The 21,014-nt window shown below is 71.5% G+C and carries 18 protein-coding genes and 4 pseudogenes; 10 read left to right on the top strand and 12 right to left on the bottom strand.

What is annotated here, in order from left to right:
• Positions 1-15 precede the first annotated feature (15 nt).
• Together VXC91_RS30565 and VXC91_RS30560 are read right to left on the bottom strand one after the other, a co-directional pair.
• The gene (locus VXC91_RS30565; protein ID WP_329510585.1) at positions 16-2,031 is read right to left on the bottom strand and encodes an NADPH-dependent 2,4-dienoyl-CoA reductase; all 2,016 of its coding nucleotides are present in this window, start codon (positions 2,029-2,031) and stop codon (positions 16-18) included.
• A 60-nt stretch (positions 2,032-2,091) separates the two neighbouring features.
• The gene (locus tag VXC91_RS30560) at positions 2,092-2,922 is read right to left on the bottom strand and encodes a putative protein N(5)-glutamine methyltransferase (RefSeq protein ID WP_329510584.1); all 831 of its coding nucleotides are present in this window, start codon (positions 2,920-2,922) and stop codon (positions 2,092-2,094) included.
• A gap of 269 nt (positions 2,923-3,191) precedes the next feature.
• Between VXC91_RS30560 and VXC91_RS30555 the strand changes: the two genes are divergently transcribed.
• Complete coding sequence (locus VXC91_RS30555) at positions 3,192-3,695, top strand: MarR family winged helix-turn-helix transcriptional regulator (RefSeq protein ID WP_408057514.1); 504 nt, start codon at positions 3,192-3,194, stop codon at positions 3,693-3,695.
• Positions 3,696-3,715: 20 nt separating this feature from the next.
• Here VXC91_RS30555 and VXC91_RS30550 read toward each other — a convergent pair whose 3' ends face one another.
• Positions 3,716-4,432, bottom strand: a complete 717-nt coding sequence (locus VXC91_RS30550) for a GNAT family N-acetyltransferase (RefSeq protein ID WP_329510583.1) — start codon at positions 4,430-4,432, stop codon at positions 3,716-3,718.
• Positions 4,429-4,605, bottom strand: coding sequence for a hypothetical protein (locus tag VXC91_RS47110; RefSeq protein ID WP_408057513.1), 177 nt, complete (start codon positions 4,603-4,605; stop codon positions 4,429-4,431). The genes VXC91_RS30550 and VXC91_RS47110 overlap by 4 nt, the downstream gene beginning before the upstream one ends.
• Before the next feature lie 228 nt (positions 4,606-4,833).
• Between VXC91_RS47110 and VXC91_RS30540 the strand changes: the two are divergent.
• The 5 genes and pseudogenes from VXC91_RS30540 to VXC91_RS30520 all read left to right on the top strand — a co-directional run.
• A pseudogene (locus VXC91_RS30540) lies at positions 4,834-4,986 on the top strand (oxidoreductase); the annotation flags it as partial.
• A 290-nt stretch (positions 4,987-5,276) separates the two neighbouring features.
• Positions 5,277-5,861, top strand: a complete 585-nt coding sequence (locus tag VXC91_RS30535; protein WP_329510582.1) for an Rv1733c family protein — start codon at positions 5,277-5,279, stop codon at positions 5,859-5,861.
• Positions 5,862-5,976: 115 nt separating this feature from the next.
• A complete protein-coding gene (locus tag VXC91_RS30530) occupies positions 5,977-6,942 on the top strand; it encodes an acetylxylan esterase (RefSeq protein WP_329510581.1) in 966 nt (321 codons plus the stop codon).
• A gap of 258 nt (positions 6,943-7,200) precedes the next feature.
• Positions 7,201-7,455 (top strand): annotated as a pseudogene (locus VXC91_RS30525) (ABC transporter permease); the annotation flags it as partial.
• 199 nt (positions 7,456-7,654) lie between these two features.
• On the top strand, positions 7,655-8,821 hold the full coding sequence (locus VXC91_RS30520) for a serine hydrolase domain-containing protein (RefSeq protein WP_329510580.1): 1,167 nt from the start codon (positions 7,655-7,657) through the stop codon (positions 8,819-8,821).
• A 338-nt stretch (positions 8,822-9,159) separates the two neighbouring features.
• On the opposite strand, the gene VXC91_RS30510 is transcribed toward VXC91_RS30520, so the two are convergent.
• Positions 9,160-9,903 (bottom strand): class I SAM-dependent methyltransferase, encoded by a 744-nt coding sequence (locus VXC91_RS30510; RefSeq protein WP_329510579.1) that lies wholly within the window; start codon positions 9,901-9,903, stop codon positions 9,160-9,162.
• 162 nt (positions 9,904-10,065) lie between these two features.
• On the opposite strand from VXC91_RS30510, the gene VXC91_RS30505 reads away from it, so the two are divergent.
• The 3 genes and pseudogenes from VXC91_RS30505 to VXC91_RS30495 form a co-directional block, all read left to right on the top strand.
• Positions 10,066-11,652 carry an alpha-amylase family glycosyl hydrolase gene (locus tag VXC91_RS30505; RefSeq protein ID WP_329510578.1) on the top strand — a complete coding sequence of 529 codons (1,587 nt, stop codon included), beginning with the start codon at positions 10,066-10,068 and terminating at the stop codon, positions 11,650-11,652.
• Positions 11,653-11,991: 339 nt separating this feature from the next.
• Complete coding sequence (gene rho / locus VXC91_RS30500) at positions 11,992-13,131, top strand: transcription termination factor Rho (protein ID WP_329510577.1); 1,140 nt, start codon at positions 11,992-11,994, stop codon at positions 13,129-13,131.
• Positions 13,132-13,239: 108 nt separating this feature from the next.
• Positions 13,240-14,058, top strand: a pseudogene (locus VXC91_RS30495) (D-alanyl-D-alanine carboxypeptidase family protein); the annotation flags it as partial.
• 83 nt (positions 14,059-14,141) lie between these two features.
• Here VXC91_RS30495 and VXC91_RS30490 read toward each other — a convergent pair.
• The 7 genes and pseudogenes from VXC91_RS30490 to crcB (VXC91_RS30460) form a co-directional block, all read right to left on the bottom strand.
• A complete protein-coding gene (locus VXC91_RS30490; RefSeq protein WP_329510576.1) occupies positions 14,142-15,497 on the bottom strand; it encodes a glycosyltransferase 87 family protein in 1,356 nt (451 codons plus the stop codon).
• The gene (gene mptB, locus VXC91_RS30485; RefSeq protein ID WP_329510575.1) at positions 15,494-16,882 is read right to left on the bottom strand and encodes a polyprenol phosphomannose-dependent alpha 1,6 mannosyltransferase MptB; all 1,389 of its coding nucleotides are present in this window, start codon (positions 16,880-16,882) and stop codon (positions 15,494-15,496) included. The genes VXC91_RS30490 and mptB overlap by 4 nt, the downstream gene beginning before the upstream one ends.
• Positions 16,883-17,019: 137 nt before the next feature.
• Complete coding sequence (locus VXC91_RS30480) at positions 17,020-17,952, bottom strand: glutaminase (protein WP_329510574.1); 933 nt, start codon at positions 17,950-17,952, stop codon at positions 17,020-17,022.
• A 140-nt stretch (positions 17,953-18,092) separates the two neighbouring features.
• Positions 18,093-18,926: an undecaprenyl-diphosphate phosphatase gene (locus VXC91_RS30475; protein WP_329510573.1), complete on the bottom strand. Its 834-nt coding sequence runs from the start codon at positions 18,924-18,926 to the stop codon at positions 18,093-18,095.
• Positions 18,927-19,014: 88 nt separating this feature from the next.
• Positions 19,015-19,389, bottom strand: a complete 375-nt coding sequence (gene crcB, locus VXC91_RS30470) for a fluoride efflux transporter CrcB (RefSeq protein ID WP_329510572.1) — start codon at positions 19,387-19,389, stop codon at positions 19,015-19,017.
• Positions 19,386-19,763 (bottom strand): annotated as a pseudogene (locus tag VXC91_RS30465) (DUF190 domain-containing protein). The gene crcB (VXC91_RS30470) and the pseudogene VXC91_RS30465 overlap by 4 nt, the downstream one beginning before the upstream one ends.
• A gap of 41 nt (positions 19,764-19,804) precedes the next feature.
• Entirely contained in the window at positions 19,805-20,281 is a 477-nt protein-coding gene (gene crcB / locus VXC91_RS30460; RefSeq protein ID WP_329510571.1) for a fluoride efflux transporter CrcB, read from the bottom strand.
• Between the two features lie 387 nt (positions 20,282-20,668).
• Between crcB (VXC91_RS30460) and VXC91_RS30455 the strand changes: the two genes are divergently transcribed.
• Positions 20,669-21,014 (top strand): VOC family protein (locus VXC91_RS30455; protein ID WP_329510570.1); only part of this gene is annotated, 346 nt, incomplete at its 3' end.

The following is a 21,014-nucleotide window of genomic DNA, read 5'->3' as shown; positions in this document are numbered from 1 at the left end:
CAGCGCGTTCGGCGCCTAGAGCGCCGCGGCCAGCTCCGTGCCCTGCTTGATCGCACGCTTGGCGTCCAGCTCCGCCGCCACGTCGGCCCCGCCGATCAGGTGCGCCGTCCGGCCCGCGGCCACCAGCTCCTCGTACAGGTCGCGGCGCGGCTCCTGCCCGGTGCACAGGACGATCGTGTCGACCTCCAGGACCCGGCTCACGCCGTCCACCGTGAGGTGCAGCCCGGCGTCGTCGATCCGGTCGTAGGTCACGCCCGGCACCATGGTGACGCCCCGGTGCTTCAGCTCCGTGCGGTGGATCCAGCCGGTGGTCTTGCCGAGTCCCGAGCCGACCTTGGAGGTCTTGCGCTGCAGGAGGTGGACGGTGCGCGGCGGGGTGGGCCGCTCGGGTGCGGTGAGGCCGCCGGGGGCGCGGTAGTCCATGTCGACGCCCCAGTGGCGGAAGTACGTCGCCGGGTCCTCGCTCGCCTTGTCACCGCCGTCGGTGAGGTATTCGGCCACGTCGAAGCCGATGCCGCCGGCGCCGAGGACGGCGACCCGCCCGCCGACGGAGGCGCCGTCGCGCAGCACGTCGAGGTAACCGAGAACCCTGGGGTGATCGACGCCGGGGATCTCGGGGGTGCGCGGGACGACGCCGGTCGCAACGACGATCTCGTCGTGGTCGGAGAGGTCCCCCGCGGCGACGTGAGTGTTCAACCGGACGTCCACACCGTGCAGTTCGAGCTGGGTGCGGAAGTAGCGGATGGTCTCGTCGAACTCCTGCTTGCCCGGGACCTTGCGGGCGATGTTGAGCTGACCGCCGATCTCGCTCGCCGCGTCGTAGAGCGTGACGGCGTGCCCACGCTCGGCGGCGGAGACGGCGCACGCGAGACCGGCGGGACCCGCGCCGACCACGGCGACCTTCTTGCGCAGCCGGGTCGGGGACAGGACCAGCTCGGTCTCGTGGCAGGCGCGCGGGTTGACCAGGCAGGAAGTGATCTGCCCGCTGAAGGTGTGGTCGAGGCAAGCCTGGTTGCAGCCGATGCACGTGTTGATGGCCTCGGGACGCCCGGCCTCGGCCTTGGCGACGAAGTCGGGGTCGGCCAGCATCGGGCGGGCCAGGGACACCATGTCGGCGTGGCCCTCGGCGAGCAACCGCTCAGCCAGTTCAGGGGTGTTGATGCGGTTGGTCGTCACGAGCGGGACGGAGACGGCGCCCATGGCCTTCTTCGTCACCCACGTGTACGCACCCCGCGGCACCGAGGTGGCGATGGTCGGGACACGGGCCTCGTGCCAGCCGATGCCGGTGTTGATGAGGGTCGCTCCCGCCGCCTCGACCCCCTTGGCGAGCGTGACGACCTCGTCGAGGGTCGAGCCGCCGGGCACGAGGTCCAGCATGGACAGCCGGTAGATGATGATGAAGTCCTCGCCGACAGCCGCGCGGACCCGCCGGACGATCTCGACCGGGAAGCGCATCCGGTTCTCGTACGAGCCGCCCCAGCCGTCCTCACGCCGGTTGGTCCGGTCCACTGTGAACTCGTTGATGAGGTAGCCCTCGGAGCCCATGATCTCGACGCCGTCGTACCCGGCCCGGCGGGCCAGGAGGGCGGCCCGCGCATAGTCGTCGATCGTCTGCTCGACCTCGGCCTCGGTGAGCGCGTGCGGCACGAACGGGCTGATCGGGGCCTGGAGGGCGCTGGGCGCCACGAGGTCCCGGTGGTAGGCGTACCGCCCGAAGTGCAGGATCTGCATCGCGATCCTGCCGCCCTCGCGATGCACGGCCTCGGTGATGACGGAGTGCTGCTCGGCCTCCGCCTCGGTGGTGAGCTTGGCTCCGCCCTCGTAGGGACGGCCGGCCGCGTTGGGCGCGATGCCTCCGGTGACGATGAGCCCCACTCCCCCGCGTGCCCGGGCGGCGTAGAACGCGGCCATGCGCTCGAAGCCGCCCTCCGCCTCCTCCAGGCCCACGTGCATCGAGCCCATGAGCACACGGTTGGGCAGGGTGGTGAAGCCCAGGTCCAGCGGGGTCAGAAGGTGCGGGTAGCGGCTCATGGGGCCCTCCGTACGGCGTGTCGTGAATCCGTTGTAAACGACCGCGCCGCTGTTCTGCAACTAGTTGCACAATCGCGCAGGTGTGACATTCGTCGGTCCGGCCGGGCGCCTGCGCTGTCGGCGGGTGCCGATCAGCACGTTGGCGCCCAGCTCCGCCGAGACGGCCAGCCGGACGTCGAGCCCTCCGCGCGTGAACGCCTCGAAGGCATCGGGCACTTGGCGTTCGCTCGTCTCCACCAGGAGAAGTCCGCCGGGGGCCAGCCACCGGGACGCCTCCGCGGTGACCCTGCGCAGGACGTCCAGACCGTCGATGCCGCCGTCGAGGGCGACGAAGGGCTCGTGGTCGCGGGCCTCGGACGGCAACAGGGCGACCTCGGCCGTGGGCACATAGGGGACGTTGGCGGCCAGGATGCCGACACGGCCGCGCAGCTCGCCGGGGAGGGCGGCGAAGAGATCTCCCTGGTGCACCCGGCCGCCGTACGCGGCCACGTTGCGACGAGCGCAGCGCACTGCGGCCGCGTCGATGTCTGCGGCGTGCAGTTCGGGCCCGTCGAGCGCCACGGCGAGCGCGGCGCCGACCGCGCCCGAGCCGCAGCACAGATCCACGACCAGGCAGGCGTGGCGCCCGAGATCGACGGCCTGGGCGACCAGGAACTCCGTGCGACGGCGGGGCACGAAGACGCCCGGTTCCACGATGACGCGCAGACCGTGGAACTCGGCCCAGCCCAGGACGTGCTCGAGGGGCAGGCCCGCGACGCGCCGCTCGACCATCGAGGCGGCTTCGTCGGGCGTACGGGCGCTGGACAGGATCAGCTGTGCCTCGTCCTCGGCGAAGACACAGCCGGCGGAGCGCAGCACGGAGACGACGTCGGAGAGGGAAAGGGATGGCATGGAGCCGAGAAGCCTTCCGGTTGACCGAAGGGCGCCCTCGCGGTGATCTACCGGCGCCGATCCACGCCGTCGTGAGGGGAGAGCACCCGAGCCGACACAGCGGTAATGGGTCTCACCTCCTCGGACACGACCGGCCGGGGCGATCCACGGCCGGGACGCTCACTCTAGCAGGAGCCCGTAGGCCGACGGCCTCGTCGGCAGGGGCAGGCTCTGCGACCCCTCCTTCAAGTTGTACACTGCAACCATAAGACCGAGGAGGTCGAGGTGCGGTGACGACAACCGACAGGTCCGCCGGGACGACCGGCGCGAAGCGCGCGGGGTCGCCCACGGCTCAGACGGCGGTCGAGACCATCCAGCGCGAGTTGACGGCGTTCGCCCGCCGCGCCCGCGCCACGGCCGGGCGCCTGCATCCTCAACTGTCGCTCGTCTCGTACACGCTGCTCGGGCACCTGGAGCAGAGCAATGGCTGCCGCGCGACCGACCTGGCCGCCGACCACGGGCTGGACAAGTCCACGGTGAGCCGGCAGGTGGCCGCGCTGGAGCGGGCCGGGCTGATCGAGCGTCGGCTCGATCGGGACGACCACCGGGTGCAGGTGCTGCACCTGACCGAGGCGGGGACCGCGATCCTCGCCGAGGTGACCGAGAGCCGCCACACGGCGTTCCAGGAGCGGCTCGCAGGCTGGTCCGAGGCGGACCTGGAACGCTTCGCGGCGTATCTGCTGCGGTACAACGCGGCGGCGGCCGCGACGCCGATCGTGCCGGCCACCGACTGACAGCGACTCGGACCGCTCCCTCAGATCCCCACTGCCTGCTCGTCCGCCACGTGCCGCGGAACCCGCGCCGAGAGGAACCTCGTGGTGCGGCGCAACCGGAAGCCGAGCGACTCGTAGAGCCGCAGGGCGTGGGTGTTGTTCGCGGCCGTGTGCAGGAACGGGGTCTCGCCCCGCTCACGGATGCCGTGCGCGACCGCCAGGGTCAGCCGGGTGGCGAGGCCCTGTCCACGGAAAGCGGGATCGGTGCACACGGCGCTGATCTCGGTCCAGCCCGGCGGGTGCAACCGCTCGCCCGCCATGGCGACCAGCGCGCCGTCGCGGCGGATGCCCAGATAGGTCCCCAGCTCGATGGTGCGCGGCAGAAACGGTCCGGGCTGCGTGCGTTCGACCAGATCCAGCATCTCGGGCACGTCGCCGGGGGTGAGCCGTACGGCCTCGGCGTCGGGCGCGGCGGCGATCCCGTCGTCGACGAGTTGCACCCCGTCGAGGGCGAAGGTGATCTCCCAGCCGTCGGGGACCTGCCCCCCGAAGCCGGGGAGCGGGGCGTCGGCACCCGGACCCGCGAGCGCCGCGAGGTCGGCCCAGTCGTCGGCGTCGGGCTCGTCGGGCAGGCCCACCCACGGCGACACGTCCAGGGGGTAGCGCAGGACACGGCCCCGGCGCTCGGCGAAGTGGGCGTGCGGTCCCGTCAGCGAGGTGAGTGCCGGGTTGTCGAGGACGTGACGCTCGATGCTCATGCGCCCACCTCGATCACGATCTTGCTCCTGGCGTGGCCGCCCCCGACCGCGCGGAGCACCTCTCCGGCCCGTTCGAGCGGAAAGGTCCCCGTCACACAGGGGTTCAGATCACGGTGCCCGACCAGGCACGCGACCCCGTCGCCGTACCGCGTGTACGCGTACGCCTCGGGCATGTCCCGCCTCACTCTCCTTCGCTGCTCGCCGGACCCACCCGCCGCTGACGCCACCGGTTCCGGCCACTACACCGCAAGGAAGATCACCCGGCGGCTATTCCCGAGCCCGGGGTGAGTTCACGCACCCGCAATGATCGAGGCCGGCCGGGTGGGAGGGCGGCACCGGCGGGCGCGTACGCGTTGCATGCGTACGCATCGATCGCGCTCGAGCCGGCGTCCCATTTCGCCGCCCGACGACAGGTGGCGCCGCTCATGGCCGAGGCACCGCCCGGCGGGCGGGAGGCCCATGTGTGCGGCTCGAGCGCATTTGCGGAGCACGCTTCCCGGCTGCTCGTCGAGGCCGGGCAGCCGGTGGACCGCATCCGGATCGAACGCTTCGGCCGACCCGGTCCGGGGTTTCGGGGCCAAATGGCCGGGAACCTCGCCCGAGAGGAGAATCGGCACAAAGGCCGTTTCATGCCGGAAGCATCGCGTGCCTCCTCCGCACTCGCCCGTGAACAGTCGTCCTCGGGTCCGGCGGGGGCGGCGGGCAGGTACGGCACGGGAGCTGTGGCGCGGTGCTTCACCGAGGGGGTCCTTGTCGTGGCCGGGAACACGCGCGGGTTCCACACCGTCTCGCGCGAGGGACGATGCGCCCCCCACGAGCAGGACGTGGCGGCGAGGAGGTCGAGATGCGAACCCGGGTGCGCGGCTGGCGCTGGCGGCGCAATCCGCTGCGCCGCCGGTCGGATGTGGTCGAGGCGTGGACGGCCGCGCTCCTCACCGTTCTGCTGTGCCTCGGGGCGCCGCTCGGCGGTGCGGCCGCGGGGTTGTGGGCGTACGACAACGCCCACACGACCCAGGTGACCCAGCGCGCCGAGCGCCACCAGGTGGCCGCGGTGCTCGTCGAGGACGCCCCGGCCCAGGTGCCCTCGGCGCAGGGCGACAAGCAGCCCCAGTACAACGTGAAGGTGCGCTGGACCGAGCCGGGCAAGGGCACGCGGAGCACCTTCGCCCCGGTCCCGGCGGGGACGCGGCGCGGCGAGCGGGCGGACGTATGGCTCGACGCGAAGAACCGGAGCGTCGCCGCGCCGCCGAGCGACGCCGCGGTATGGCAGCACGCCCTGACGACGGGTGTGTGGGCCGCGGGCGGATTGGCCGGGGCCGTCCTGCTGGCCCGGGCCGTGATCCGCCGGGTCGCCGAGCGGCACCGCATGGCGGAGTGGGAGGCCGACTGGGCCCGCACCGGGCCGGAGTGGGGGCACCGGACGGCGTGACGTGTGCTCCGTTCTGCCGGGCGCGACAGGGGCGGGCGCCATGGGGGCCTGGCGCGTCCGGAACGGCCACCGTACGGTGTGATCATCCGCACGCCCGATGTCAGAGGGGTCCTCCATGGCCTTGTTCGACCTGCCGATCGACGAACTGCGCACCTACCGCAGCGTCTCCGTCGAGCCCGCGGACTTCGACGCGTTCTGGGCGAAAACGCTGCAGGAGGCCCGCGAGCACGACCTGGACGCCCGCTTCGAACCGGTCGACACGGGTCTGAGGACGGTCCAGGTCCATGACGTGACGTTCGCCGGGTTCGGCGGCCATCCGGTAAAGGGCTGGCTCACCGTCCCGGCGTCCGCGGACGGACCCTTGCCCACGGTCGTGGAGTTCATCGGTTACGGCGGCGGGCGCGCGCTTGCGCACACGCATCTGCTGTGGGCGTCGGCGGGCTTCGCACATTTCGTGATGGACACCCGCGGCCAGGGCAGCGCATGGGGCGGCGGCGAGACGCCGGACCCGGTGGGCAGCGCCCCTGCGTATCCCGGGTTCATGACGCGCGGTGTGGAGGACCCGGAGACGTACTACTACCGGAGGCTGTACACGGACGGGGTCCGGGCCGTCGAAGCGGCCCGCTCGCACCCGCTGACCGACGCCTCCCGCACGGCGGTCGTCGGCACCAGCCAGGGCGGCGGCATCACGATCGCGGTCGGCGGCCTCGTACCGGATCTGGTGGCGGTGGCGCCGGACGTGCCGTTCCTGTGCGACTTCCCGCGCGCCATGACGCTCACGGACCGTGACCCGTACCGGGAGATCGGCAACTACCTCAAGACACATCGCGGCCGTACCGAGCGCGTGATGCGCACGCTGTCGTACTTCGACGGCGTGCACTTCGCCGCGCGCGGCCGGGCTCCCGCGCTCTTCTCCGCCGCGCTGGAGGACCAGACGTGTCCTCCGTCGACGGTGTTCGCCGCGTTCAACACATGGGCACACGACGACAAGACGATCGAGGTGTACGACTTCAACGACCATGAGGGCGGCGGCCCCTACCAGGAGGCCGTCAAGCTCCGCTGGCTGCCGGCCCGCCTCTGACGAACCGTAGGGAACCAAGGGCCCGGACGGGCGGCCGCCTCACCGGACCGCCGTACGGGCCGTGCCGTCGTCAGCCTGCCGATCCGGTGGGGCGATCGGCGGCGCCCCGCACCGATCACGCACGGGGCGCAAGGTCCGTGCCGCGGGCCGAAGCCCGTGCCCGTGCCGATCAAGCCGCCCATCGTGCACCGGCGGGGCCGCCGGCAACCTCCGGATGCAGCGCGCACTCGGCTGCCCTAGCGCCTGTGCCATTCCCAAGTCCTGATCGGCAATCCCTCCTCCGGCGGCGCGGTCTCCTGGCCGCTCCTTCCCCCGCTCCTGGGCGCCGTCGGCCGCTGGCTGCCCACGGGCGCCGCCATCAGCGCCATCCACACGGAGGTCTACTTCGCCGGCCATCTTCACGCCTTTCCCTACCTGGTCCTCGCCGGCTGGGCCCTTGTCTCCTCGACCGTCTTCTGGCTCTTCAAGCACCGTCATCCCGGATACCGGTCCGCCGTGGAGCGCTCGGGGTGACGGTGCCGCTGCATCCGTGACCCTGGTGACGCCGTCCGCGGCGGACCGAGGCGAGGCGGGAACGACCAGGACCGCGGCCGCCGCCCGCGGTCCGGTCGCCGGGCCTGTCCGAACGGTTCCCCTCGATCCGACCAGTCGGTATGTTCAACACGCCCCGTCCTTCCGGCCGGGCGGACCCGCGACGGCTGACGGAGGGCCCATGTCCCAGTACGTGCCAGAGCTCGACGGACACTGCGATCCGCGTTTCGCGGCAGTACGCGCGGCGTTCGAGGAGAACTTCCGCGGGCGGCAGGAGCTGGGTGCCGCGGTCGCCGTCACGCTGAACGGCGAGACGGTGGTCGACCTGTGGGGCGGTTGGGCCGACGCGGCGCGGACCCGCCCGTGGGAGCGCGACACCGTGGTCAACGTCTGGTCCACGACCAAAGGCCCGGCGGCCCTGTGTCTGCACATCCTGGCCGACCGCGGTCTGCTGGATCTGGACGCGGCGGTGACCGAGTACTGGCCCGAGTTCGCGGCTGCGGGCAAGGGATCCGTGCGCGTACGGCATCTGCTGTCGCACCGCGCCGGTCTCTCGGGGCTACGGGAACCGCACTCGGCGCAGGAGCTGTACGACTGGGAACTGACCGTCGCCCGGCTCGCGGCGACCGAGCCCTGGTGGGAGCCGGGAACGCGAAGCGGGTACCACGCGCTGACCTACGGGTTCCTGGTGGGCGAGGTGGTACGGAGGGTCTCGGGGCTGCTGCCGGGTGCGTTCCTTGAGCGCGAGGTGACCGGACCACTCGGCATCGACTTCACCATCGGACTGCCCGAGAAGGAGTCCGGACGGGCGGCGGAGCTGGTGCAGCCACCGGTCACGGACAGCAGTGAACAGGCCGCGGTCTTCTCCCAGTTGACGCCTGTGGCGCTGGCCGCCCTGGCCAACCCCGTGGTCGGTGCCGCCGAGGCCAACAGCCCCGAGTGGCGGGCCGCGGAACTGCCCGCACTCAACGGTCATGGCACGGCCCGCGCAGTCGCCGCACTGTACGGGATCTTCGCCGGTCGGGGGACGTGGGGCGGACGGCAGGTGCTGTCCGCCGAGGCCGCCGAGCGGGTGCGCGAGGGACAGGGCAGCTGCCGTGACCTGGTACTGGGCGCCGGGCTCGGGAGGGACACGGAGGTCGCGCTCGGACTGTGGCTGAGCGGGGCCGAGGGTTCCTACGGACCGAACCCGAGGGCGTTCGGACACGACGGCTTCGGCGGCTCCTGCGGTCTGACCGACCCTGAGGCCGGCCTCTCCCTGGGCTACGTCATGAACCGGATGGGCCCGCACATCGCCGACGACCCGAGGAAGATGGCACTCGTCGACGCCCTGTACAGCTCGCTCTGAGCGCAGGCGGGGCGGCACGGGCCGGATTCGGCCGAACTCCCGGGCCACCCTTCCCTGGTGCTTGAGATCAATACGGAGCACGGCCGGACGGCCGTCACCTGGGAGGTGCCCGCTCCCGGGCACGCCCGGGCGCTCGGCCTTGCGCCGCAGTGGTCGACCCTCGTGCACCGCTACACGTCGGCCGCGCCGGACGGGTCCGGGGTGAGGGCGGCCGTCACCCGCCCGCAGCCGGATGACGCCGAAGGTCATGTCCGGACCGCCCTCGAGAAACGGCCGCTCGTCACCGGCCGGCCGCCTCTGCCCTGCTCGGCGAAGGGCACGACCGCCGCATCGACCGGTCAGGCCCGCGGCGTGCCGCTTCCCCGCGTGGCCACGATCAGTCGGCAGCGCGGGCTGCCGTCCGGTCGGCGTCCGAAGCCGGGCAGCGCCCGGTGCTCGACCGTGAAACCGGCGCGGGTCAGCTCGCGCCGTACGTCGCCGAAGCGGAACGTCCGGTAGTACATGACGAACGGCGGGCGCCGGACGGCATTGCGCACGCGCATCGCGGCGTCGAAGCCGAGCAGCGCCCAGTACCAGGCCGAGTCCGGACGCGGCGGGGCCCCGATCGGGAACACGAACCGTCCACCCGGCCGCAGCACGGAGTGGGCCTGTGCGAACAGGCCGGGCAGTTCCCTCGGCAGGAAATGACCGAACGCGCCGAAGCTCACGACCAAGTCGAAGGCGGGGCCGAAGGGCAGGGCACGGGCGTCCGCACGCACCCAGGCGACGCGCGGCGAACCGTCCGAGCGCACCTGCTCCCGTCCGACGGCCAGCATCCCCGCACTGAAGTCGACTCCGGTGACGCTCCCGCGGCAGACCGTGCGCAGCACATCCATTCCCGCCCCCGTACCGCAGCAGAGGTCGAGTCCGTGCCCGAAGGGTCCCAAGGTCTTCAGTTCCTCCTCGACGGCGCCGAGGACGGAATCGGGCGTGCGGAACGGAGTGTGGTCGAACTTGGGTGCGAGCAGGTCGTAGCCGCGCTCGACCGAGGACAGTGCCTGAACGGCCAGCTCGCGGAGGCTGGGACCGTGCTGCGAGAACATCAAGGTCAGCTTAGGGGCTGCGCGGGCCGGACGGGATCCCCCCTCCCCCGCGAGGTGCCGGGACCGGGACCGGACGGTTCTCGGCCGTTCCCGCCGGCTCGTCCTCGATCGAAGGGGGACGCGCTCCGCCGGATCCACCCGCGCTGCCGTAGGGTCCCGCCCATGACTTCGTTCCGTCCGGCCCCCGCCTGGCTGGCCGACGCCGTCTTCTACCAGATCTACCCGCAGTCGTTCGCCGACTCCGACGGCGACGGCATCGGCGACCTCAACGGGATCGCCGAGCGCCTCGACCACCTCGCGTGGCTGGGCGTCAACACCGTCTGGCTCAATCCCTGCTTCGTCTCGCCCTTCCGCGACGCCGGGTACGACGTCGCCGACTATCTGGCCATCGCGCCACGCTACGGCTCCGCCGACGACCTGGCGGCGCTCGTCGACGAGGCACGCCGCCGCGGCATCCGCATCCTGCTCGACCTGGTCGCCGGGCACACCTCCGACGAGCATCCCTGGTTCCGGGCCTCGGCCGACGACCCGGACGACCACCGCTACATCTGGGCCCCCGAGGGCCGTCCGGACGGCTTCGTCCCCTCGCCGGGAACCCGTCCCGACTCGTATCTGCCGAACTTCTTCGACGTCCAGCCCGCGCTCAACTTCGGCTATGCGCGCCAGAATCCGGCCGAGCCCTGGCGGCAGCCGGTCGATGCCGAAGGCCCGCGCGCCAACCGCGCCGCGCTCCGCGAGATCATGGACCATTGGCTCCGGCTCGGCCTCGCCGGTTTCCGCGTCGGCATGGCCGCCTCACTCGTCAAGGACGACCCGGACCGTTCGGAGACGGCCGGAATCTGGACCGAGTTGCGGCACTGGCTGGATCGCGCGCATCCGGAAGCGGTACTGCTGTCGGAGTGGGGGGACCCGGAGGTGTCGGTCCCGGCCGGCTTCCACACCGACTTCTTCCTGCACTTCGGCGGACCCACGAACGGACTGCCCCTGCGCTCGCTGTGGAACAACGGCGAAGGCACGGTGGACGCGGCCTGGGACCCGCTGGACTGCTTCTTCGACCCGAGCGGCAAGGGGTCGCCGCGCCCGTTCGTAGAGGCCTACGACAAGGCGGCGGCGACGGCACTGGGAGCCTCCGGCTTCATCTCTCTGCCGACCGCCAACCACGACTTCTCCCGCCTGAACTGCGGCCCGCGCACGCCCGAACAGCTGCCCGCGGCCTTCGCGTTCCAGCTGACGTGGCCGACACTGCCGGCGATCTACTACGGCGACGAGATCGGCATGCGCTACGTCCCCGGCCTGCCCGACAAGGAGGGCAGCGTTCTCGGCACGCGCTACAACCGCGCCGGCTCCCGCACTCCGATGCAGTGGGACGACGGTCCGAATGCCGGTTTCTCCACGTCCCCCGAGCACCACCTGTATCTCCCCTTGGACCCTTCCCCCGACCGCCCCACGGTCGCGGCACAGCGCGCCGACGCGACCTCGCTGCTGCACCTCGTCCGCCGCCTGATCGCCCTGCGCTCGACCACGCCGGAACTCGGCCCGCACGGCTCGCTCGAGGTGCTGCACACGGGATACCCGTTCGTGTACGTACGGGGCGGCCGCTACCTGGTGGTCGTCAATCCCCGCCGGGACGAGGCCCGTCTTCCGCACTCCGCCGCGGCCCGTGCCCTTGCGTCCTCCGGAGTGGAGGTCGCCGACGGCACGATCACGGCCCGGGGGTGCGGCTACGGCGTCTTCGAACTGGACGATTAGAGCGGCTCGGGTGCCCGGCTCCGCTCCCGGGCACCCGACTGCGGCAACATCTGTTGCACATGCCGAGCGCCTTATCGCACCGGACCGGCCCGTCGAGTGCTACAGTGCGGCCAGCACGTGTGAGCGCCCTCTACCGGGCGCCGGTGCTCGTTCTTCCTCGGTTCGCTGACCCGTCCGTCTCTCTGCGACCGACGCATCAGCTTTCGCCGATCACCTCGCGACCAGCGCGCTGTCGCCGTATCCGAGGTGTGGATTCCCCGCCGCAGCGAGGCGTGATCACGCCGCCTCCCCGGCCCTTCCCCTTCCCGTACCTGACGTCCGTCCGTGAAAGGACCACTCATGACCATCACCCTCGAACATCCCCCTGCACAGCAGCACGTCCCGCCCAAGACCGTCACCGGCGTGCTCGACATCGACCAGCACGGCAAGGGGCATCTGCGCGCGGAGAGCTGCCTGGCCTCGCCCACCGACCTCCAGGTCCCCCCGGCCGTCGTCCGCCGATTCGGGCTCCGCAAGGGCGACACGCTCATCGGCACCCGCGGTGGGCGCTCCCTCACCGAGGTCGAGCGCATCAACGGCCGTACGCCACAGGAGCTGCGGGGCCGCACGCACTTCCGCGACCTCACCCCGCTGCACCCGCACGAGCGGCTGCGGCTCGAACACCCGGCGGCCGGCCTGTCCGGACGCGTGCTCGACCTCGTCTCGCCCGTCGGAAAGGGGCAGCGCGGGCTCATCGTCGCACCGCCCAAGACGGGCAAGACCGTGCTGCTCCAGCAGATCGCCGCGGCCGTCGCGGGCAACCACCCCGAGTGCCACCTGATGGTGGTGCTGCTCGACGAGCGTCCGGAAGAGGTCACCGACATGCGGCGCTCGGTGCGCGGCGAGGTGTACGCCTCGACGTTCGACCGGGCGCCGAAACAGCACATCGCGCTCGCCGAACTGGTCGTCGAGCGCGCCAAACGCCTCGTCGAGCAGGGAGAGGACGTCGTCATCCTGCTCGACTCGCTGACCAGGTTGTGCCGGGCGCACAACAATGTGGCCGCCGCCGGCGGCCGCACTCTCAGCGGCGGGGTGGACGCCGCCGCCCTGCACGGCCCCAAGCGGCTCTTCGGCGCCGCGCGCCTGGCCGAGGAGGGCGGCTCGCTCACCATCCTGGCCACCGCACTGGTCGAGACGGGGTCCCGCGCCGATGCCTACTTCTTCGAGGAACTCAAGAGCACCGGCAACATGGAGCTCCGCCTGGACGGCGCCCTCGCCTCCCGACGGATCCACCCGGCCGTGGACATCGCCTCGTCGGGCACCCGCCGCGAGGAACTGCTCCTTCCGGCAGGCGAGTTGACAGCCGTACAAGGGCTGCGGCGCGCCCTGCAGTCCCGCGAGGGCCAGGCGAGCCTGGAGACCCTGCTGGAGCGGATGCGAACCACCCCCGACAACGCGGCCTTCCTGCGTCTCGTCCAGCCCACGCTGCCGGCCGGCTGACCCGCCGGGCCGTGAATCCCCGGGCCTGCGGCATCCGGGTGCACGATCCCCCCACTCGGCCCATCTCATCAGGGCATTCGGACCCTCACCCTTCCTACGGTGTCCTGTATGACCATCGGATTCTCGTCCCGCGCCGCCGCCTCTTGCTGCGCTCTCGGCGTGCTCTGGGCGCTGGCCCTGCCGGCGTACCCCGCCGTCTCCGCCATGGGCGGCGGCCCCGCCGTCCCCCGGCCGGCAACCTCGCTCCTGTACGCGTCCGGGACGCAGGTCCGGCCGCACGCGGGGGTTCCCGCGCCTCCGGAGGTATCGGCACTGTCCTGGGTGGTCGGTGACGCCACAACGGGCGAGGTGCTCGCCGCACACGAGGCGCACCGCCCGCTGCCGCCCGCGAGCACCCTCAAGACACTGTTCGCCCTGACCGTCCTGCCGGTGCTGCCCGGTGACACCTCGCACACCGTCAGCCGGCAGGAACTCCAGGGCATCGGGGCGGGCAGCAGCCTCGTCGGCGTCCGCGAGGGACACACCTACCAGGTGAGCGACCTTTGGCGGGGTGTCTTCCTGAACTCCGGCAACGACGCCGTGCACGTCCTGGCCGCGATCAACGGTGGCATGCAGTCGACAGTCCGCCAGATGCAGGCCAAGGCCCGCGAGCTGGGCGCCCTGGACACCCACGTGGTCTCACCCGACGGGTACGACGCCAAGGGACAGGTGTCGTCGGCCTACGACCTCGCGGTGTTCGGGCGGGCCGGGCTCCAGAACGCGGACTTCAGGCGCTACTGCGGTACCGTCGAGTCGAGTTTCCCCGGTGACGGCGGGTCCTCGTTCGAGATCGCGAACACCAACCGGCTACTGACCGGCCGGGACGGCGTGACCGCCTACCCCGGGCTCATCGGCATCAAGAACGGCTACACCACCAACGCGGGCAACACACTCGTGGCTGCCGCCCACCGCGGCGCTCGCACGCTCATCGTGACGGTGATGAACCCGCAGCGGCACATCGGTCACGCGGTCTACGAAGAGGCGCGATCGCTGCTCGACTGGGGATTCTCCGCCGCGGGGCGCGTCTCACCGGTCGGCTCGCTCCTGCCCGACCGGCCGGCCGTGTCACGGTCCGGACCGACCGCGCTGCCGACGACCGCGGCGGAGGGCTCCGACTGGCCGAAGAGAGGCGTACTCGCGGGCGCGGTCGGGTTGGGCGTGGGAGCGGTGGTCGCGCTGGCGCTGCGACTCAGGGGCAGGCGGCCGACCCGTGGGTGACCGACCGGCAGTCCCAGCAGCAGACCGAGGGTGATCCACACATACGTGTTGCTGCCCAGGAAGCCGTCGATCCCTGACGCGTCGTCGAACCACAGCCACACCACGCTGCTGCACAGCATTGCGTAGAGGACGGCCGCGATCCGCAGCCGGCGCGCATACACGAGCACGGCGAACGACGGCAGCAGCCAGACGAGATGGTGCACCCAGGTGATCGGGCTGATGAGGCAGGCCGTGAGTCCGGTGAGGGCGAAGGCCGCCCGCCAGTCACCCGAGCGCAGCGCCCGGTGTGTGCGCCATACCCAGACCGCCATGACCAGGACGACGGCAAGCGCCCAGGCGGCGCGGCTCGGGGCATCCGGCGCCGCGAGCCGGGCGAGGACACCCTGCAACGACTGGTTGGAGACGTAGTCGAGGCGCCCGACGCGGTTCGTGTCCCAGAGGGCGTGCGCCCAGTAGAAACGGGAGGCGCCCGGTGCCGCCCAGAGCGCCAGCAGGGTGGCGGCGACGGCGACAGCTGTCGCGACGGCGGCGGCACGCCATCTGCGGGCGAGCAGCAGCAGGCCGATGAAGACCGCGGGCGTGAGCTTGACGGCCGCCGCGAGTCCGATCCCGACCCCGGCGAAGCGCCCACGCCCGGTGGACAGCAACCAGGCGTCGGCGAGCACGAGAGCCAGCAGCAGAAGGTTGACCTGCCCGAAGCTGAAGGTGTCCCGTACCGGTTCGAGCAGCGCCAGCGCGCACGCGGCCAGGGCCCACCCGAACCAGCCGTAGCGGCGCAGTTCGGGGCCGACCAGGATCCACACCACGGCGGAGACGGCCACGAGGTTGAGCAGCAGCGCGCACACGATCGCCGTGTCCAGGCTGACGAACGCCATCGGGAGCATGCTGAGGGCGGCGAACGGCGGGTAGGTGAAGCCGTACGTCGTCCCGGGCACCCGGTAGTCGTATATGTGGCCGCCGTGGTGCATCCAGGTGTCCACGGTCCCGTAGTAGACACGCAGGTCGAACCAGCCGCGCAGCAGCGGCACCGTCGCGGTGAACAGGATGACGGCGGCGACGAGACACAGTACGAGGGCGAGCCGTCCCCTCTCGGTGTCCGGCGCTCTCACGCAGTCCGTCCCAACACTGGTGCCTGGGCCGCCTGATGCGCCTGCCAGAGCACGACCACCGCGAGGACGCCGCCGGAGACGGCGAGGACCACCTGGGGTACATCGGGCGGTCCTCCGCTCGGCAGCACGGCGAGGGCGAGGACGGCAGTGGCGGCGGCAACCCGGTGGCGAACGGAGGTGCTGGGCGCCGCGGCGGCGATGAGGAACAGCCCCCACAGCGCGTACCAGGGCCGGATGGCCGGGCCGAGGGCGGCCACGACGGCGAGGCTCAGCCCGAGCGCATAGATCGGTCCGGGCCGCAGCTTCAACCATATGAACAGCACCGCGAGCATGGTCGCAAGGAGTCCGGCCGCGTGCCACACCGGGATCGCGAGGGGCGCGAAGCCACTGCCGAGCCCGTCCAGCAGACGACCGGTGATCCGGCCGAGCACACTCGTGGGCGACCAGTTGTGCGGCGAGATGGGTGTCTTGAGCGCCCCGATCCAGCCGTATCCCGTGCCGGCGGCCACGGTGACCCCCACCGTGGTGGCGAGCGCGACGACCGTGGTCGTCACCACCGCCCTCGCGAGGCCCACATGCCGGCGCAGCGCGACGACGGCCACCAGGCCGAGCGCGGCCGGTGCCTTGACCAGCGCGGCGAGCGTCACCAGCACGACCCCGAGGATGTGCAGGCGGCCGCGGGCGGCCAGCAGGCCCACGCCCAGCAGTCCCAGCATCATGGCGTCGTTGTGGGCCCCGGCGACCAGGTGCAGCAGCACCAGCGGGTTGAGTGCGCCGAGCCACAGTGCCGCGGCCGGATCGGCGCCGCACTGCCGGGCAAGGCGAGGAAGCGCCGCAGCCATCAGGGCCACGCCGAGGAGGGCGACCAGGCGCATACCGAGCAGCCCGGCCGGCAGTTCACCGCGGGTCAGCCCGGAGAGCGCGGAGGCGACGCCGAGGAAGACGGGCCCGTAGGGCGCCGCGGTGTCCCGCCACACCGGCGCCACCTCGTCCGCCAGCGGACCGCCGAGTTGCGCGGGCCCGTGCGCGTACACGTCGATGTGTGCATCGACCATGGCGCCCTGCGCGAGATAGCTGTACACGTCACGGCTGAACAGCGGCGGTGCGAGCAACAGCGGTGCCGCCCAGACGGCGAGGACGAGCAGCAGGGCGCGCGGCGTGGGTGGTTCGGGACCGCGAATCACCCTGCCGAGCAGCGCCCACGCGGCGATCAGCAGGACGACCCCGAAGTAGACACCCACGAGTCCGAGGGCGGCGCGCCCCGACTCGGGGGAGACCAGATCCGCGACCGGCAAGGCCCCGGCGGTCTCACCGCCCAACGCAAGAAAGGCGGTACCGGCCAGACCGAGCGCCTGGCAGCGGCGGAGATCGACGGGGAAAGCCATGACCAACACTCGGAAAGCGTGTCAACGCCGGGTGGCGAGAAAGCGACGTCCGCCCCTCGCCGGGGCGGCCTCCACATGGCCTCCGTGTGATCGCCAGTTCACCTGGGCCCCGGAAGAGCCCGGTCAGAGCCTCGTGCTCAGAAGACGGACAGCCCCGTCAGGGTGGTGAAGCGGTCGAGTGCCGCGACGCCCGCCACCGAATTGCCGCGTTCGTCGAGTCCCGGACTCCACACGCACAGCGTGCAACGGCCGGGCACGACTGCGATGATGCCGCCGCCGACGCCGCTCTTGCCGGGGAGGCCGACCCGGTAGGCGAAGTCGCCTGCCGCATCGTACGTGCCGCAGGTCAGCATCACCGCGTTCACCTGCTTGGCCTGGCTGCGCGTCAGAAGCCGGGTACCGTCGGCGCGGACGCCGTGCCGGGCCAGAAAGCCGGTGGCCAGGGCCAGGTCCGCGCAGGACGCCTCGACGGAGCACTGCCGGAAGTACTCGTCGAGGAGGACCGGCACCGGGTTGTCGATGTTGCCGTAGGACGCCATGAGATGGGCCAGGGCCGCGTTGCGGTCACCGTGCGCGGTCTCGGAGGCGGCCACCTCCATGTCGAAGGAGAGCTCTGGGTTGCCGCTCTCCAACCGGAGGAAGTCGAGCAGGGTGTCGGCCGCACAGGCGGTGCGGGTGTGCAGCCGGTCGGTGACGACGAGGGCGCCCGCGTTGATGAAGGGATTACGGGGGATGCCGTTCTCGTACTCCAGTTGGACCAGCGAGTTGAACGGATTGCCGGACGGCTCCCGGCCCACGTGCTCCCACAGCGCGTCGCCCTCGCCCGCCAGGTCGAGGGCGAGCGTGAAGACCTTGGTGATGGACTGCGCTGAGAACGGATGCCGCCACTCCCCCACGCCGTACACCGTGCCGTCCGTTTCGCCGACCGCCATGCCGAAGCGGCGCGGGTCGAGAGCGGCGAGCGCGGGGATGTAGTCCGCGGCGCGTCCGCGTCCGGGCGTTCTCTCGATCTCCTCGGCGATGCGTTCCAGTACGTGCTGAAAGGCCGGTGACGACGCCATGGTCACCATCGTGCCGCCTTGCGAGCCCGACCGCTCGCCCGAGTCACCTCGTGGTCATGCACGGGGCGTGAGGCCTGAACATCGGCTTCACGCCCCCCTGTTCGATCAGCGGCGATTGTGCGGGACGCCGGGCCGCGAGCGGCCCCGGGTCAGTTGAGCACGCCGGTCGCCAGCAGCCCCAGCAGCCCCAGGCCGACGACGACCCGGTAGATCACGAAGGCGTTGAACGAGTGCTTGGCGACGAACTTCAGCAGCCAGGCGATCGAGGCGTACGCCACCACGAAGGAGACGATCGTGCCGACGGCGAGCGGCGCGGCGCCCACGCCCGCGCCCAGGGCGTCCTTCAGTTCGTAGACACCGGCGCCGGTGAGGGCCGGGATGCCGAGGAAGAAGGAGAGACGCGTGGCGGCGACCCGGTCGAGGTCGAGGATGAGCGCGGTCGACATGGTGGCGCCGGAGCGTGAGAAGCCGGGGAAGAGCAGTGCGAGGATCTGTGAGCCGCCCACCAGCATCGCGTCCTTGAACGAGGTGTCGTCCTCGCCGCGCTTGTGCCGGCCCATCTGGTCCGCGCACCACATCACTCCACTGCCGACGATCAGCGAGCCCGCCACCACCCACAGCGAGGCGAGCGGACCGTCGATGAGCGGCTTGGCGGCCAGGCCCACCACGACGATCGGAATGGTCGCGGCGATCACCCACCACGCGAACTTGTAGTCGTGGTGATAGCGCTCCTCACGGTTGACCAGGCCCCTGCACCAGGCCGAGACGATCCGCACGATGTCCTTGAAGAAGTACAGGAGCACTGCCGCGATCGCGCCCACCTGGATGACGGCCGAGAAGCCGACGACGGCCTGGTCGTCGACGGGGATCCCCATCAGCCCCTCGGTGATCTTGAGATGGCCGGTCGAGGACACCGGGAGGAATTCGGTCACCCCCTCGACGACTCCGAGGACTACGGCCTGACCGACGTTGATGACGCTCATGGGATCCAGTTCTGAGAAGTTGGTCGACAGTGCTGTAGACGGTAGTACTGCAGGAAGGTTTTACTACGACGCGGGCCGCGCCCGCCGGTCAGGGCCAGAGCGCCTCAGCACACGAAACTCCGGCAAATGCCGCACCCAGCCCCGCCGCCACGCTCGCCACGACGTTGACGGCAGCGTAGAGCCCCGCCCCGGTCTCGGTCAGTCGCAGTGTCTCGTACGAGAACGTCGAGTACGTGGTCAGCGCTCCGCACAGCCCCGCGCCGATCAGAAGCTGCAGGTGGGGTGAGGCATGGCCGGCCGCGGCCGCGCCGGTCAGCAGGCCGAGGACCAGACTGCCCGTGACATTGACCACGAGAGTGCCCCAGGGGAAGACCGTGTCATGCCTCAGCTGCACCGCACGGTCGGTGACATAGCGCAGCGGCGCACCCACCATGGCGCCGAGGATCACCAGCAGCCAATTCACAACGAGTTCTCACCTTTCCTGTCCGGGGAGTGGGACCCCCCGCTGCACCCCACGTACCGGATGACCTCACAGTCGTCGAGGATCACGAGGCCCTCGGCGACGAGTTCGTCGAGCTGCGGCAGGAAGGCGCGCACGCGTTCCTCGGTGTCGACGACGATGGCCACCGGCAGGTCCTCGCTCAGCGACAGCAGTCGCGAGGTGTGGATCAGTGAGGAGGCGCCGAAGCCCTCGATGCCGCGGAACACGCTGGCTCCGGCGAGGCCGGCGGCATGCGCGCGGTGCACGATCTCCGCGTAGAGCGGCTTGTGGTGTCACTGGTCGTGTTCCCCGATGAAGACGGTCAGCCTGAGGGCCCTGCCGGTCAGTCGTGTCATCGCGGCCTCCGCCGGCCGCCTGTCGGTGTCGGTGTTCTCGTTCATCGCTGCCGCCACGCCAGGACACGACGGGCGGCCGCCGTCGCGAGCCATACCGTCGCGAGGGCCCCGACCAGGGTCGCGAACAGGTAGGCGAGCGCGGTACGGGGATGGCCCGCGTCGACCAGTCTCTCGGTGTCGACCGCGTAGGTCGAGAAAGTGGTGAAGCCGCCGAGCACACCCGTGCCGAAGAAGGGCCGCACCAGCCGGTGGGCCGCCCAGACGTCGGTGATCACGACCATGAAGAGGCCGATCACGGCGCACCCGGCAAGGTTGACGCAGAAGGTGGTCCAGGGGAAGCCGCCGGTCTGCGTGGGCCACAGCAGCGCGGCGCCGTATCGGGCGGCGGCTCCGATGGCGCCGCCGAGGGCCACGACGGCGACGACGGTTCCCTGGCCCTGCCAGGGCGAGGGCCGCCGGGCGGGCTCGGGCACGGCGGCAAGGCTCCGGTCGGCGCTCTTGGTGCGGGGGACTCGCATGGGCGTACTACTCCTACTCGCCGGGGCCCTGTGGAACGGGCACGCTCGATCGCAAGTAGGGACCGTTGGCGGCGGCACTGCCGCGATTCGGGTGTGGCGGGCCCCACCGCCGCGCCGCGATACATGATCGCGGCCGGCTGACAGGGTAACGGTTTCCGAGGCCGCTCGGACGCGGTGACTCCGCACCCCGGACCGGTCTGCCGGACGTCCCTGTCTCACCTTCCGGGCGGGTCGACGGCGGCCGAAGCGGGTCGGCGGCGGCCGAAGCGGCTCGTCGCGGGCGGTGCCCGCAAACGGTCAGTTTCGAAGAAGCCGCAGGGCGGTCCCCCGCCCTAGCGTGACATCACCGACGGACCACGTCGGGCCACCCATCGCAGAGGAGCACCCATGACCGCCGGCCTCACGACCATCATCTACCCCGTCAAGGACCTCGACCGGGCGAAGGCCCTCTTCCGCGCACTCCTGGACGTGGAGCCGTACGCGGACGAGCCGTACTACGTCGGGTTCAGGGTCGCGGGACAGGACGTCGGTCTCGACCCCAACGGCCACGCCAAGGGGATGACCGGTCCGGTGCCCTACTGGCAGGTGTCCGACCTCAGGGCCCGTCTCGCGGCGCTGCTGGACGCCGGTGGCGAACTGCTCCAGGACGTCAAGGACGTCGGCGGCGGCAAGCTGATCGCCTCGGTGAAGGACGCGGACGGCAACCTGGTGGGTCTGGTCCAGGAGCCGGTCG

This window comes from Streptomyces chiangmaiensis (assembly GCF_036281785.1).
GTDB lineage: Bacteria > Actinomycetota > Actinomycetes > Streptomycetales > Streptomycetaceae > Streptomyces > Streptomyces chiangmaiensis.
This window is presented reverse-complemented; position numbering and strand designations above follow the sequence as displayed.